Below are 13,918 nucleotides of genomic sequence, written 5' to 3'. Positions count from 1 at the left end.
CTAGCCGCCGTACGGGCGGGTGATGATCTCCATCGCGTGTCCGGCGGGGTCCGTGAAGTACACCCCGCGGCCCCCGTCGTTGTGGTTGATCTCGCCCGGGTGCTTGCGGTGCGGGTCGGCGAAGTACTCGACCCCCGAGGCCCGGATCTTCTCGAAGGCGGAGTCGAACTCCTCCTCCGAGATCAGGAACGCGTAGTGCTGCGGCGTGATCGACTCGGCCGGGATGGTCGCGAAGTCAAGGGTCACGCCGTTGGCGGTGGACACCGGGATGAACGGGCCCCATTCCGGGCCGACTTCGAGACCGAGGACGTCCGCGAGGAACGCGGCGGACACCTTGTTGTCAAGGCAGTGGATGATCGTGTGGTTCAGCTGGACCGACATGTGTGAATGCCTCCGAAAGGCAGTCACGGCACCTCCATGCCTCACCCGGTCGGTGACCGACACGCGATGCCGTCGACCTGATCCTAAACAGCCCTTCACGGTACGGTCCACCCCTTTCGAGCCCCGCCGACACACACTGTTCACGCCCCGGGGACGGCGGCCGGTGCGACAAACCAACCGGTCGGCCTAGACTGCGAGTTGCCGGACACGCACCGCACGAGCACGGAGGAAGAACCCGCATGCGCCATCTCCCCCTGGGCACCTCAGGGCTGAAGGTCTCCGCCGTCGGCCTCGGCTGCAACAACTTCGGCGGCCGCCTCGACGCCCGCGCCACCCGCGACGTCGTCGACGCCGCCATCGACTCCGGGATCACACTCCTCGACACCGCCGACATCTACGGCGGCCGGGGCGGCTCCGAGAGCCACCTCGGGCAGGCCCTCAAGGGCCGCCGCGACCAGGTGGTCCTCGCCACCAAGTTCGGCTACGACGGCGTCGACATGGGGTACGGCCCCGCCGCCGGATCCCGCGGCGGCCGGGCCTACGTCCGGCGCGCCGTCGAGGAGTCCCTGCGCCGCCTGGACACCGATCACATCGACCTCTACCAGCTGCACAGCCCCGACCCCCAGACACCGATCGCCGAAACCCTCGCGGCCCTCACCGAACTCGTCGCCGAGGGCAAGATCCGCTACATCGGGCACTCCAACCTCAGCGGCTGGCAGCTCGCCGAAGCCGCCCACACGGCCCGCGAGAACGGCTCCGTGCCCTTCGTCTCCGCACAGAACGAATGGTCGCTGCTCCAGCGTTCCGCCGAGCGGGAGCTGGTCCCCGCCGCCCGCCACTACGGCCTCGGCGTCCTCCCGTACTTCCCGCTGGCCAACGGCCTGCTCACCGGCAAGATCCGCCGCGGCGCCCCCGTCCCGTCCGGCTCCCGCCTGGAGGGCCGCGACACCTACCTCACCGAGGAGCGCCTCGACACCGTGGAGGCCCTCGCCGCGATCGCCGACAAGCACGGCCGCAGCGTCCTGGAGCTGGCCATCGGCTGGCTCTCCGCACAGCCCGGCTGCTCATCCGTCATCGCCGGGGCCACCTCGCCCGAGCAGGTGCGCGCCAACGCGGCCGCCGGGGACCGCCTCCTGGAGGCGGAGCTGCTGGCCGAGATCGACGAGGTCGCGCGCGCCCACGCGTAGCCGGCCGCACGGGCCGCCGCGCGGCCCGTCGTACAGGCCGCCGTACGGCCCGCCGCGCGGCCCGTCGTACGAGCGGGCGCGCGCGGCCGGACCCGGGGGTCCTTCCCGTCAGGACGTGACGTCCTTGCGGGAGAACCCCCGGAACGCGAGCGCGAACAGCACCACGGCGTACGACACCGACACCACCACGCCCTTCACCATGCCGCCCCATTCCACCTGCGGCTGCAGGGCGTCCGCCCAGGCGAACTGCCAGTGGGCCGGCAGGAACTCGCGCCACGACCCGAGGGCCGTCACCGCGTCGAGCACGTTCCCCACGATCGTGAGGCCCACCGCCCCGCCCACCGCGCCGAGCGGCGCGTCCGTCCGCGTCGACAGCCAGAACGCCAGCCCGGCCGTCACCAGCTGCGACACGAACACGAAGCCCACCGCCAGCGCCAGCCGCGGCACCGAGTCCCCGGCGGGCAGCGCCCCGCCCGTCGGCAGCCGCAGCGGCCCCCAGCCGTACGCGGCCGTGCCCGCCGCCAGCGCCACCACCGGCAGCAGCACGATCGCCGCCAGGCTGAACCCCAGCGCCACCACCAGCTTGCTCCACAGCAGCCGGGCCCTCGGCACCGGCGAGGCCAGCAGGTAGCGCAGCGAGGACCAGCTCGCCTCCGAGGCCACCGTGTCCCCGCAGAACAGCGCCACCGGCACCACCAGCAGGAACCCGGCCGACACGAACAGGCAGGTCACCGCGAAGTTCGCGCCGGAGGCCGTCGCCGTGTCGATCAGGCTGATCCGGCCGTTGCCGCCGCCGCGCCCGTCGTCCGGGCCGCCGCCCACCGCGAACGCGATGATCATCACGAACGGCAGGGCCGCCAGCACCCCGCCCATCACCAGCGTCCGCCGCCTGCGCCACTGCCGCAGCGCCTCCACGCGCAGCGGCAGCGTCCGCCCCGCCCGGTAGCCGGGCGCGGTCTCCCGCACCCGGGTCTCCTCCACGGTGCTCATGCCGTACCTCCGATCAGGGTGAGGAACGCGTCCTCCAGCCGCCGGTGCGGCCCCACAGCCGCCACCGGCAGCTCCAGCCGCACGAGTTCGCCGATCAGCGCCGCGGGCGACGCGCCGTCGAGCCGGACGAGCAGCCCCTCGTCGCAGCGCACCGCCGAGGCCACCCCCTCCAGCGCGGCGACCTTCCCCACGGCCGCCTCGTCCACCGGCTCCGCCAGGGTCACCAGCAGGGTGTCCCCGCCGCCGGTGATCTCGCCGACCTCACCGGCCCGCACGAGCCGCCCGCGGTCCATGACCACCAGGTGCGTGCAGGACTGCTCCACCTCCGACAGCAGGTGGCTGGAGACGATGACCGTCCGCCCGCCGGCGGCGTAGCGGATCATCACGTCCCGCATCTCCCGGATCTGCGGCGGGTCCAGACCGTTCGTCGGCTCGTCGAGGATCAGCAGGTCCGGCATCCCCAGCATGGCCTGCGCGATCGCGAGGCGCTGCCGCATGCCCTGCGAGTACGTGCGCACCGCCCGGTCCAGGGCGTCGCCGAGCCCGGCGATCTCCAGGGCCTCCGCCAGGTGCGCGTCCTCGGCGGGCCGGCCCGTGGCCCGCCAGTACAGCTCCAGGTTGGTCCGGCCCGTCAGGTGCGGCAGGAACCCGGCGCCCTCCACGAAGGCCCCGACCCGCGACAGCACAGGGGCACCGGGCCGGATCGGATGCCCGAACACCCGGATCTCCCCGGCGTCCGGCGTGATCAGGCCCATCAGCATCCGCAGGGTCGTGGTCTTCCCCGCGCCGTTGGGCCCGAGGAGCCCCAGCACCTGGCCCTTCTCCACCCGGAAGGACAGGTCCCGCACGGCGTAGCGGTCCTGCGCCTTCGCGTAGCGCTTCGTCAGCCCGGTGATGTCGAGTGGTACGTCGGCCAGTGCGGGTTCGGGCTGCGCTTCCCGCGCCCGCGTCCCGCCGCGGCCCCCGCCGGTCCGCCGGATCCCGAGGATCCCCGCGGCCAGCGCCAGCGCGCCGAGCGGCAGCCCCCAGGTCCAGGCGGGCAGACCGGCCGCGGCCGTCCGCACCCCGTCCGCGACGGGCACCCGCAGCGGGCCCTCCGCCGACACCGTGTAGGCGGCCGGCACGGCCGGGGAGGCGTATCCGAGGTCGGTGGCGGCGACCACCAGCCGCAGCCGGTGCCCCGCCTGGACGGCGTGGTCGATCGCCGGGAGCCGCAGCTCCACGCTCCTGCCCTGCCCGGCGTCCGCCACGCGTACGGGCGCGACCAGCTGCGACGGCAGCACCTGCTGCCGTCCGTCCGGCCCCACGTCGTACACCTTGCCGAACAGCACGGCCGAGCCGTCGGCAGCCGTCGACCTCACCTTGAGGGTGACGGTCGGCGCCCCGGTGACCCGTACCGCCTCGGCCAGCGGCTCCGACTCGAAGCGGGCGTTCTGCCCGGGGAAGTCCAGCGAGAGCCCCGTCCCGAGGGAGGCGAGCTGTCCGCCGACCCCGGGCAGCGCGGACAGCGCGGGCGGAGCCCCGCCCGCCGGGTTGGCGAAGGTCTGCTCCGGCCCCGAGAGCGCGAAGCCGCGCGGAGCGGAGGAGAGCCCCGGGTAGCGGTCGGCGCTCGCGCCGCGCAGGGTGAGACGCCCGTCGGTGGAGTCGAACCCGCCCGAGCGCGACACCCGGAACGCCGGGCCGGTGTCCGCCGCCCCGTCGTCCTTCAGGTAGCGGTCGAACCAGGCCGCCACCCGGGCCTCGACCCGGGCGGCCTCGCGCATGCCGCCGTCGTGCCCGCCGGCCGCCCAGTCGACGGCGACCGGAGCCCCGTTGGCGGCGATGGCCCCCGCCATGGCGTCCGCCTGGTCCAGCGGGAAGAGGGAGTCCTCCTGCCCCTGCACGATCAGCGCCGGCACCCTGATCCGGCTGGCCACGGCCGAGGGGCTGCGCCGCTCCAGCAGCTCGCGCGCCTCGGCGTCGGGCATCCCGGACACCGCGACGCGCTCGTACATGGCGCACAGCTGCTGCTCGAACCGGCCGCAGCCGGGCGCGCCGCCCGGCCCCGGCGCACCCGCGGCCACCGGCGGCCGCTCCTGCTGGAGGCCGCCCGCCGCGCCGGTGGTGAAGAAGATCCCGGCCCAGAGCTTCTTGAACACGCCCTGGGGGAAGAGGGAGTCGGCCAGGTTCCAGTACGTGATCTGCGGGGCGATCGCGTCCACCCGCCGGTCGTACCCGGCGGCCAGCAGGGCCACCGCCCCGCCGTAGGAGGCCCCGGCCACGCCCACGCGCGGGTCGCCGTCCGCGTCGAGCCGAACCTCGGGCCGCCGGGCCAGCGCGTCGATCAGCGCGGAGACGTCCTTGACCTCGTGCTCGGGGTCGTTCAGCCCGATCTTCCCGCCGGAGCGGCCGAACCCGCGCGCCGACCAGGTCATGACGGCGTAGCCGTCGCGGGCGAGGCGTTCGGCCTGGGCGCGGACGTCGTCCTTGCTGCCGCCGAAGCCGTGGCCGAGGAGTACGGCGGGACGCCGCACCGAGGGGTCGCCGGACGTGAAGAAGGAGGTGTCGATCCCGGTGCCGGACGCTCCCGGTGCCGGGGCGTCCAGCCCCGCCACCGGCAGGAACCGGTCCTCGCGGCGCACGGCCGGCTCCTCCCCGGACGACGCGGCGGCCGTCCAGGAGCCGGCGCCCGCCAGCACCGCGAGGGCGGCGGCGCCGGCGAGCAGGCGGTCCCGGGGCCGCCGGGGCAGTCGTAGCTTCATACGGGCACCCTAAAGCCCGTGATCGCCTTCCCCGAGCTCCCTCAGGGGGAGCCCCGCCCCTTCTCCAGGAGTACCCGCGCGGACGGGCGTACCGCAGCCGCAGTAGAGCGCAGTAGACCGCAGTACACCGGAGGAGCCCGCGACCCGGGACCCCGGCGGCCCCGGCCCGCGCGGGTGCCTCTCCCAGGCGGAGATGCCGGTCCGCGTGGCCCGGCCTGCGCGGCGGACCGGTCGGCGGGAGGATGGACGGCATGCTGCTGGCCGAGGTCGCCCGCGTGTCGCGGGAGGTCGCCGGGGCCTCCGCCCGGTCCCGGAAGACCGCCCTGCTCGCGGAACTCTTCGCGGCCGCCCCCGCCGAGGAGGCCGCCGTGGTCATCGCCTACCTCTCCGGGCGGCTCCCGCAGGGCCGCCCCGGGATCGGCTGGCGCACCCTGGCCCGGGACACCCCGCCCGCGGCGGAGCCGACGCTCACCGTGACGGCCGCCGACGCCGCCGTGGCGGAACTGGCCGCCGTGGCGGGGCCGGGGGCGCAGGCCGAGCGCCGCCGGATCGTCGCCGGGCTGCTCGGCGCCGCCACCGAGGACGAACAGCGCTTCCTGCGCGGCCTGCTGTCCGGGGAGGTACGGCAGGGCGCGCTGGACGCCGTCGCCCTGGAGGGCGTGGCCAAGGCCGCCGGAGTGCCCGCCGCCGAACTGCGCCGGGCCGTGATGCTGGACGGCTCGCTGCCCCGGACGGCGGCGGCCGTGCTGGCCGGGGGCGCCGAGGCGCTGCGCGGGGTGACCCTGCGCATCGGGCAGCCCGTACAGCCCATGCTGGCCGGAACCGCCCGCTCGCTGGACGAGGCCCTGGCGGCGCTCGCCCCCTGCGCGGTGGAGGAGAAGCTCGACGGGATCCGCGTCCAGGTGCACCGGGACGGGGACGAGGTGCGGATCCACACCCGCTCCCTCGACGAGATCACCGACCGGCTGCCGGAGGTGGCCGAACTGGCCCTGGGCCTGCCCGGCGAGCGGTTCGTGCTCGACGGCGAGGTCATCGGGCTGGGGGCCGGCGGGCGCCCGCTGCCCTTCCAGGAGACCGCGGGCCGGGTCGGCTCCCGGATCGACGTGGCGGCGGCGCGCGAGGCCCTCCCGGTGACCGCGTACTTCTTCGACGTGCTGGCCCTGGGCGACGAGGTCCTGCTCGACCTGCCGGTCCGCGAGCGGTACGCGGCCCTGGCGGCCCTGGTCCCCGAGCCGTCCCGGGTGCGGCGGCTGGTGGTGGAGGACGCCGGGGCGGGGGCGGCCGCGGCGGGGGAGTTCTGGACGCGGACCCTGCGCCGGGGCCACGAGGGGGTCGTGGTCAAGGGGCTCGACTCCCCGTACGCGGCGGGCCGGCGCGGCAAGCAGTGGCTCAAGGTGAAACCGGTCCACACCCTCGACCTGGTGGTGCTGGCCGTCGAGCGGGGCCATGGCCGGCGCACCGGACTGCTGTCCAACCTGCACCTGGGCGCACGGGCGGCCGACGGCACGTACGCCATGCTCGGCAAGACCTTCAAGGGGCTGACGGACGAGATGCTGCGCTGGCAGACCGGGCGGCTGCACGAGCTCGCGGTGGAGGACGACGGCTTCACCGTCCGGGTGAGGCCCGAGCTGGTGGTGGAGATCGCCCACGACGGCCTCCAGCGCTCCCCGCGCTACCCGGCCGGGGTCGCCCTGCGCTTCGCCCGGGTGCTGCGGCACCGCCCGGACAAGACGGCGGCGGAGGCCGACACGGTGGAGACGGTGCTGGAACAGGGCCGCCGCGGCGACTGAGGGACGCCGGGGGAGAGAGGAGGAGGGTTTTTGCCTCTGAGGCAAGAGAGATTGCCAGGAAGGCAAGGCTCTGGCTCAATCGGAGCATGAAGCCCCGTTCCGAGGAACCAGACGGCACCGGCAACGGTACCGGCAGTGCGGCCCCGGCCCCCGAGGAGGCCCCCGCAGACGAGCTGCCCGCCGTCGCCCCTCAGCTGCGCGAACTGCGCCGCCGCGCCGGGCTCACGCTGGAGGCCGCCGCCGCGCGGGCCAGGCTCTCGCCCGCGCACCTGTCCCGGCTGGAGACCGGCCGGCGCCAGCCCTCGCTGCCGCTGCTGCTCGGGCTCGCCCGCACCTACGGCACGACCGTCTCCGAGCTGCTCGGCGAGACACCCGCCGTCGCCGATCCCATCGTACGGGCCGGCGGCCCCGGGGCCCGCGAGGCCGACGGGTGGACGTACTGGCAGGCCGGGGGTTCCGGGCGGGGGATGCAGGCGCTGCGCGTGCACGTCCCGCACGGGCGCAGCCAGGGGGAGCTGGTCCGCGTGCACCCGGGGGAGGAGTGGCTGTACGTGCTCAGCGGGCGGCTGCGGCTGCACCTGGGGGAGGCCGAGCACCTGCTGGAGCCCGGGGACAGCGCGCACTTCGACTCGCTCACCCCGCACCGGATCGGCGCGGCCGGGCCGGGCGGGTGCGAGCTGCTGTTCGTCCACACCCTGCTGCAGAGCAGCCTCGCCGGGCTGTGCCTCGGCGCCAAGACCACGCACCAGCACTAGGGGGATCCGCCACCATGTCCGATTCCGCTTCCGCTTTCGAATCCCGAGGAGACCAGATGTCCGCCACCGCGGCCACCGCAGAGCAGACCGCTTCGGAGCAGGCCGTTCCGGAGCAGGCCGTCGAGGAGCAGGCCATCGCGGAGCAGTCGCAGGAGTCCGCCGCGCGCACCATCCGCGAGCGCTTCGAGTCCAAGTTCCCGCGCGGGCTGATCATCAGGCTCATCGCGTACCTGTTCGTGGGCCACCTCTTCGCCTTCTTCGTCTACCTGCTCTTCGTGCTGGGCGGCCAGAACCAGTAGGCCGGGCCGCCGGCCGGTGCCCCGTCCGGGCGCCGCACCCAGCCCAGCACCAGGACCGAGGCCGCCGCCGCGAAGGCGCACCAGGTGGAGGCGAACTCCAGCCGCCACACCGCCGCGCAGGCCGCCGCACCGGCGGCCAGCACCGCCCCCAGCAGCCGCAGCGTCCGGTCCCCGGCGAGCAGCAGGGCGCCGAGGGTGGCGTACAGGTAGCCCGCGAGCACCAGCGGGGCCCGGGGGACGGCCCGCCGTCAGGTCCGCCGCCGCGCTCCGGCACACCCGGGGTCTCCCGTCGTCAGTGCGGGCCCTGTGCCCGATCCGGCGCCGGGGGGTGTTCCAGGGGCGGGGCGCCGATCGCGCAGTACGTGCGGCACTCCGGGTGGCAGACCCCGGACGCGGGGGAGCGTACGGTCGCCCAGGCGGTGGCGGCTCCCGCCACCAGGGCCCCCGCGCACCAGAGCACGGCCCGCCCGAAGGCGGAGTCGAAGGCCCCGGCGGACAGATACGCGTCCGGGCCCATCCCCGCCAGCAGCGGCAGCGCCGCCACGGCGAGCAGTCCGGCGGCCCGCGCGGCGGCGTTGTTGATCCCGCTGGCCAGGCCCGCCCGCCCGGCCGGCACCGAGGCCAGCACGGTGGCGGTCAGCGGTGCCACCAGTACGGTCATGCCCGCCCCCATCACCACCATGGCCGGCAGGACGTCCCGTACGTACGAGGCGTCCGGACCCACCCGCAGCATCAGCAGCGTCCCGGCCGCGCACAGCAGCGGTCCGACGGTGAGCGGCAAGCGGGGCCCGATCCGCTCCCCGAGGGCCCCCGCCCGGGAGGACAGCAGCAGCATCAGGGCGGTGGTGGGCAGCAGTGCGGCACCGGCGCCGAGGGCGGAGTACCCGGACACCACCTGGAGCTGGAGCACGACGAGGAAGAAGAAACCGCCGAAGGCCGCGTAGACGAACAGGGTGACGAGGTTGACGGCGGTGAACTGCCGGGAGGCGAACATGTCCGGCGGCACCATGGGATCCGGCCGGTGCCGCTCCACGTACACGAACGCGGCCGCCAGCAGCACCCCGCCCACGGCCGCGCCGATGACCGGCGCGGCCGCCGACCGGGCCTCGATCAGCGCGTACGTCAGCAGGCCCAGCGCGGCGGCGCCCAGCACCGCGCCGAGCACGTCGAACCGTCCGCTCGCCGCCGGGTCCCGTGATTCCGGTACGTGCTTCAGCGCCACCGGCACGCACAGCGCGGCCACCGGCACGTTCAGCAGGAACACCCACCGCCAGCCCGGCCCGTCCACCAGCCAGCCGCCGAGGAAGGGCCCCACGGCCGCGCCGACGCCGCCGAACCCCGACCACAGGCCCACCGCGCGGGCCCGGTCGTCGGCCCGGATCGAGCCCTGGATCAGCGCGAGGGAACCGGGCGTCAGCAGCGCGCCGCCGATGCCCTGGAGGGCGCGGGCGGCGATCAGGACCCCGGCGTTCGGCGCGAGCCCGCACAGCAGCGAGCCCGCGGCGAACCAGACCACGCCGAGCACGAAGACCCGGCGCCGGCCGAACCGGTCGCCGAGCGCCCCGCCCACCAGGATCAGCCCGGCCAGGGTCAGCAGGTAGGCGTTGACCGTCCACTGGAGCACGGCCAGGTCGGCACCGAGGTCCCGCCCGATGCGGGGCAGGGCGACGTTGACCACGGTCGAGTCCAGCAGGGCCATGGCCGAGCCGAGCACGGTGGCGAGCACGATCCACCGCCCCTGCGCGGAGCGGAGCGGGACCGCCGGCTCCGGGGCGGGTTCCGGGGCGGGCGCGGGGAGGGGCCCGGAGGCCGGCGGGAGGCCGGGCTCGGGCACCGGTTCGCCGGGCAGCGCGCTCATCCCCCCAGGCTGACGCGCCCGCGCCCGGAAGGCCACCGGGCGGGGCCCGGCGCCGCCCCGAGACGCGTCCGGAGCCGGTCGTTCCGTGGCTCACGAGGCCCTCTTGTAATGCACATGGCACCTCCCAGAACATGACCCGCGCACATCACGCACGACCTTCCCGCACGATCCGCACGATCTGCACGCGCCGCACACGGCGCAAGAGGAGACGACACGTGCCACAACGCAACCGACGACGTCCCTTACGCGCGGCACTCGCCGCGCTGAGCGCGGCCCTGCTCCTCCCGGTCGGCGCGGGCGTGGCCGCCGCCGCCCCGGAGCCCGGCCCCGCGCCCACCGCGAACGAGCGCAAGCTCGAACCCGCCCTCCGCGCCCAGTTCGACGGCTCCGAGAAGGCCGTCTTCTGGGTCTACCTCGACAGCGCCGCCGACCTGACCGCCGCCGGGAAGCAGCAGACCCGCGCAGCCAAGGCCGAAACGGTTCTGCGCACCAAGCGGGAGCACGCCGCACGCACCCAGGCCGAGGTCCGCAAGGCCCTGGACGGGGCCGGGGCGGAGTACACCTCGTACTGGATCGTCAACGCCGTACGCGTCGTCGGCAGCCGCAAACTCGCCGGGACCCTCGCCGAGCGCCCCGAGGTCGCCCGGATCGACGCCGACGACAAGGTCACCCTCCCCAAGCCCGCCGAGGGCACCCGGGAGAAGACCGCCGCCGACGCCGTCGAATGGAACATCGACCGGATCAAGGCACCCCAGGTCTGGGAACAGCTCGGCGTGCGCGGCGAGGGAATCGTCGTCGCCAACATCGACAGCGGCGTCGACTACACCCACCCCGCCGTCAACAACCAGTACCGCGGCAAGAACGCCGACGGCAGCTACAGCCACGACCACAACTGGTTCGACCCGGCCGGGATCTGCGCCGGCGCCGCGCCCTGCGACAACAACGACCACGGCACCCACACCATGGGCACGATGGTCGGGGACGACGGCGGTGCCAACAAGATCGGCGTCGCCCCCGGCGCCAAGTGGATCGCCGCGAAGGGCTGCGAGACCAACTCCTGCTCCGAGGCCTCCCTGCTCGCCTCCGGACAGTGGATCGTCGCCCCCACCGACCTGCACGGCCAGAACCCCCGCCCCGACCTCGCCCCGCACGTGGTCAACAACTCCTGGGGCAGCGCCGCGCACGACGACTGGTACCAGCAGGTCGTGGACACCTGGCGCGCCGCCGGCATCTTCCCCGCCTTCTCCAACGGCAACGCCGGCCCCGGCTGCGGAACCAGCGGCTCGCCCGGCGACTACGCCCGCTCCTACAGCTCCGGCGCCTTCGGCAGCGACGGCGCCATCGCCTCCTTCTCCTCGCGCGGCGCCGGCCCCGGAGGCATCGTCAAGCCGAACATCGCGGCGCCCGGCGTGAACGTCCGCTCCTCCGTCCCCGGGGGCGAGTACTCCTCCTTCTCCGGCACCTCCATGGCCTCGCCGCACACCGCCGCCACCGTGGCCCTGCTGTGGTCGGCCGCGCCCTCCCTCGCCGGTGACGTGGCGCAGACGGAAGCCCTGCTGGACGGCACCGCCCAGGACACGGACAACGCCCAGTGCGGCGGCACCGCCGCCGACAACAACGTCTTCGGCGAGGGCCGCCTCGACGCCCTGGCCGCGGTGAACTCCGCCCCGCGCGGCGCGGTCGGCGCCCTCGCCGGCACCGTCCGCGACGACGCCGGCGCACCCGTCGCCGGCGCCAGGATCACCGCGCACGGCCCGATCGACCGGACCGCCACCACGGCCGCCGACGGCACCTACCGCTTCGGTGTCCTGACCGCCGGCGCGTACGAGCTCACCGCCTCGAAGTTCGGCTACGGCCGGCGCGGCACCACCGCGACCGTCACCGAACAGGCCACCGCTACCGCCGACCTCACCCTGACCCGGGCCGCCGGCGCCAAGCTGACCGGCACCGTCACCTCGCCCGCCGGGCCCGCCGCCGGAGCGGCCGTCACCATCGCGGACACCCCCGTGACCGCCACCACCGACGCGCAGGGCCGCTTCGAGGTCACCCTGCCGCACGGCACCTACGACGTGACCGCCACCCACCCCGCCCGCTGCCTCACCGCCGGCACGGCCAAGGCCGCCGTCACCGCGGACACCACCGTCACCGTGACCCTCCCCGAGCGCACCGACGGCTACGGCTACGCCTGCGCCGCCGACGGCGGCCGCCCGTACTCCGCCGGCGACCGCCGCCTCGCCCTGACCGGCGACAACACCACCGAGCGCGTCGACCTCCCCTTCCCGCTGCCGCTGTACGGGAAGACGTACGCGCAGGCCTGGATCGGCACCAACGGCACGGTCAGCCTCGGCGGCAACCACACCGGCGACGTCAACGGCGACATCCCCAGCGCCGCCACCCCCAACGCGGCCCTCTACCCCTTCTGGGACGACCTCGTCGTCGGCGCCGCCGACACCGGATCGGGCGTCTACACCGCCGTCACCGGCACCGCCCCGCACCGCAGTTACGTGATCGAGTGGCGCAAGGTCGCCCACTGGTCCGCACAGTCCGACACCTTCTCCTTCTCGGCCGCCATCGGTGAGGACGGTAACGTCACCTACTCCTACAAGGGGACCGGCGGCACCGGCCTCAAGGGCGGTTCCTCCGCCACCGTCGGCGTGGAGAACGCGGCCGGCACCGACGCCTTCAAGTACTCCTTCAACAGCCCCGCCCTCACCGACGGCCTCTCCATCGGCTTCCGCACCACCCGCAGCGGCGTCGTCACCGGCCGGGTGCTCGACGCCAACGACGGCGGCGGCGTCCCCGGCGCCACCGTGACCGTCGGCAGCGGGGACTCGGCCGTCTCCGCCACCACCGCCGCCGACGGCGGGTACGTGGTCCAGAGCCCCTCGGGCGCCCGTACGGTCACCCTGGCCGCGCCCTCCTACGAGACCGTCACCACCACCGCCGACGTCAAGCCGGCCGACGTCACCGCGGTCAGCCAGTCGCTGCGCACCGGCCGGGTCACCGCGGCCGCGCCGGCGGTGGAACTGGTCCTGCCCGCCGACCAGCGGCGCACCCGCACCCTGGAGCTCACCAACCCCGGCCTCACCACCGCCTACTCGGTCGCCGAGGACGCGCCCTGGCTGACGGTGACCCCGGCCGAGGGCAGTCTCCCGACCGGCGGCAAGGCCCCGCTCGCCCTCGCGGTGGACACCGCCGGGCTGGCCCCGGGCACGGTGCTCAGCACCGGGCTGCGGATCACCTCGGCCAGCGGCCGCACCCCCGTCCTCACCGTCCCCGTCAAGATCGTCGTCCCGCGCTACCAGACCGCCGTGGACGCCGGATCCGACCGGGCCGGCACGGACGCGGCGGGCGACGCCTGGTCCCCGGACCGCAAGTACACCGCGGGCTCGTACGGCTACCAGGGCAGCTCCTCGGTCCACTCCACCGGCCGCACCATCGCCGGCACCGACGAACAGCGGCTCTTCCGCAGCGCCCGCGAGGGCATGTACGAGTACCGCTTCGACAACGTCCCGAACGGCACCTACACCGTGGAGCTGGGCTTCGCCGAGCTCTCCGCCACCCGGCCCGACAAGCGCGTCTTCGACGTCCTCGCCGAGGGCGGCCAGATCCTGCCCTCCCTGGACATCTCCCTGGAGGCGGGCACCTACACCGCCCTGACCAGGACCTACACGGTCAAGGTCACGGACGGAGTGCTCAACCTCCGCTTCGTCACGCACAGCGGCTTCGGCAAGCCCCTGGTCAACACCATCCGGGTGACCGACCGCCCCGACAAGAACTAGGGGGCGTCCGCGAAGTCCCGCCCGCCCCGCGGGGCCCGCCCTCCGGGCGGACGGCGCCACTTCGCGGACACCCCCTGGGGCGTCCGGCCCCGCCGCCGCCCGCCGCCCGCCGCCCGCCGCCCGGCATTCGGGTGG

At 75.1% G+C, this 13,918-nt stretch carries 10 protein-coding genes; 5 read left to right on the top strand and 5 right to left on the bottom strand.

Annotated elements, in window-relative coordinates; all coding sequences use genetic code 11:
• Positions 1–381 (bottom strand): VOC family protein, encoded by a 381-nt coding sequence (locus tag OG553_RS02245; protein ID WP_405977312.1) that lies wholly within the window; start codon positions 379–381, stop codon positions 1–3.
• Between the two features lie 239 nt (positions 382–620).
• Here OG553_RS02245 and OG553_RS02240 point away from each other — a divergent pair, with 239 nt between their 5' ends.
• Entirely contained in the window at positions 621–1,568 is a 948-nt protein-coding gene (locus OG553_RS02240; protein ID WP_405977311.1) for an aldo/keto reductase, read from the top strand.
• A 108-nt stretch (positions 1,569–1,676) separates the two neighbouring features.
• Here the strand turns inward: OG553_RS02240 and OG553_RS02235 are convergent, their stop codons facing one another.
• On the bottom strand, positions 1,677–2,558 hold the full coding sequence (locus OG553_RS02235) for an ABC transporter permease (RefSeq protein ID WP_405977310.1): 882 nt from the start codon (positions 2,556–2,558) through the stop codon (positions 1,677–1,679).
• Positions 2,555–5,299 (bottom strand): alpha/beta fold hydrolase, encoded by a 2,745-nt coding sequence (locus tag OG553_RS02230; protein ID WP_405977309.1) that lies wholly within the window; start codon positions 5,297–5,299, stop codon positions 2,555–2,557. Before OG553_RS02230 ends, OG553_RS02235 begins: the two co-directional genes overlap by 4 nt.
• Positions 5,300–5,550: 251 nt before the next feature.
• Between OG553_RS02230 and OG553_RS02225 the strand changes: the two genes are divergently transcribed.
• From OG553_RS02225 to OG553_RS02215, 3 genes are all read left to right on the top strand, one after another.
• Positions 5,551–7,089, top strand: a complete 1,539-nt coding sequence (locus tag OG553_RS02225) for an ATP-dependent DNA ligase (RefSeq protein WP_405977308.1) — start codon at positions 5,551–5,553, stop codon at positions 7,087–7,089.
• 86 nt (positions 7,090–7,175) lie between these two features.
• Positions 7,176–7,844: a helix-turn-helix domain-containing protein gene (locus OG553_RS02220; RefSeq protein ID WP_405977307.1), complete on the top strand. Its 669-nt coding sequence runs from the start codon at positions 7,176–7,178 to the stop codon at positions 7,842–7,844.
• 56 nt (positions 7,845–7,900) lie between these two features.
• On the top strand, positions 7,901–8,143 hold the full coding sequence (locus tag OG553_RS02215) for a DUF6126 family protein (protein ID WP_405977306.1): 243 nt from the start codon (positions 7,901–7,903) through the stop codon (positions 8,141–8,143).
• On the opposite strand, the gene OG553_RS02210 is transcribed toward OG553_RS02215, so the two are convergent.
• Positions 8,107–8,364, bottom strand: coding sequence for a DUF6629 family protein (locus OG553_RS02210; RefSeq protein ID WP_405977305.1), 258 nt, complete (start codon positions 8,362–8,364; stop codon positions 8,107–8,109). The genes OG553_RS02215 and OG553_RS02210 overlap by 37 nt on opposite strands.
• Positions 8,365–8,435: 71 nt before the next feature.
• A complete protein-coding gene (locus OG553_RS02205) occupies positions 8,436–10,001 on the bottom strand; it encodes a DHA2 family efflux MFS transporter permease subunit (RefSeq protein ID WP_405977304.1) in 1,566 nt (521 codons plus the stop codon).
• Between the two features lie 215 nt (positions 10,002–10,216).
• Here OG553_RS02205 and OG553_RS02200 point away from each other — a divergent pair, with 215 nt between their 5' ends.
• Positions 10,217–13,783, top strand: a complete 3,567-nt coding sequence (locus tag OG553_RS02200; RefSeq protein WP_405977303.1) for a S8 family serine peptidase — start codon at positions 10,217–10,219, stop codon at positions 13,781–13,783.
• Positions 13,784–13,918 lie beyond the last annotated feature (135 nt).

It is taken from the genome of Streptomyces sp. NBC_00158, from assembly GCF_045160885.1.
Taxonomy (GTDB): domain Bacteria; phylum Actinomycetota; class Actinomycetes; order Streptomycetales; family Streptomycetaceae; genus Streptomyces.
Note: the sequence above shows the minus strand (reverse complement) of the source record. Positions and strands in the feature narration are given on the sequence as shown.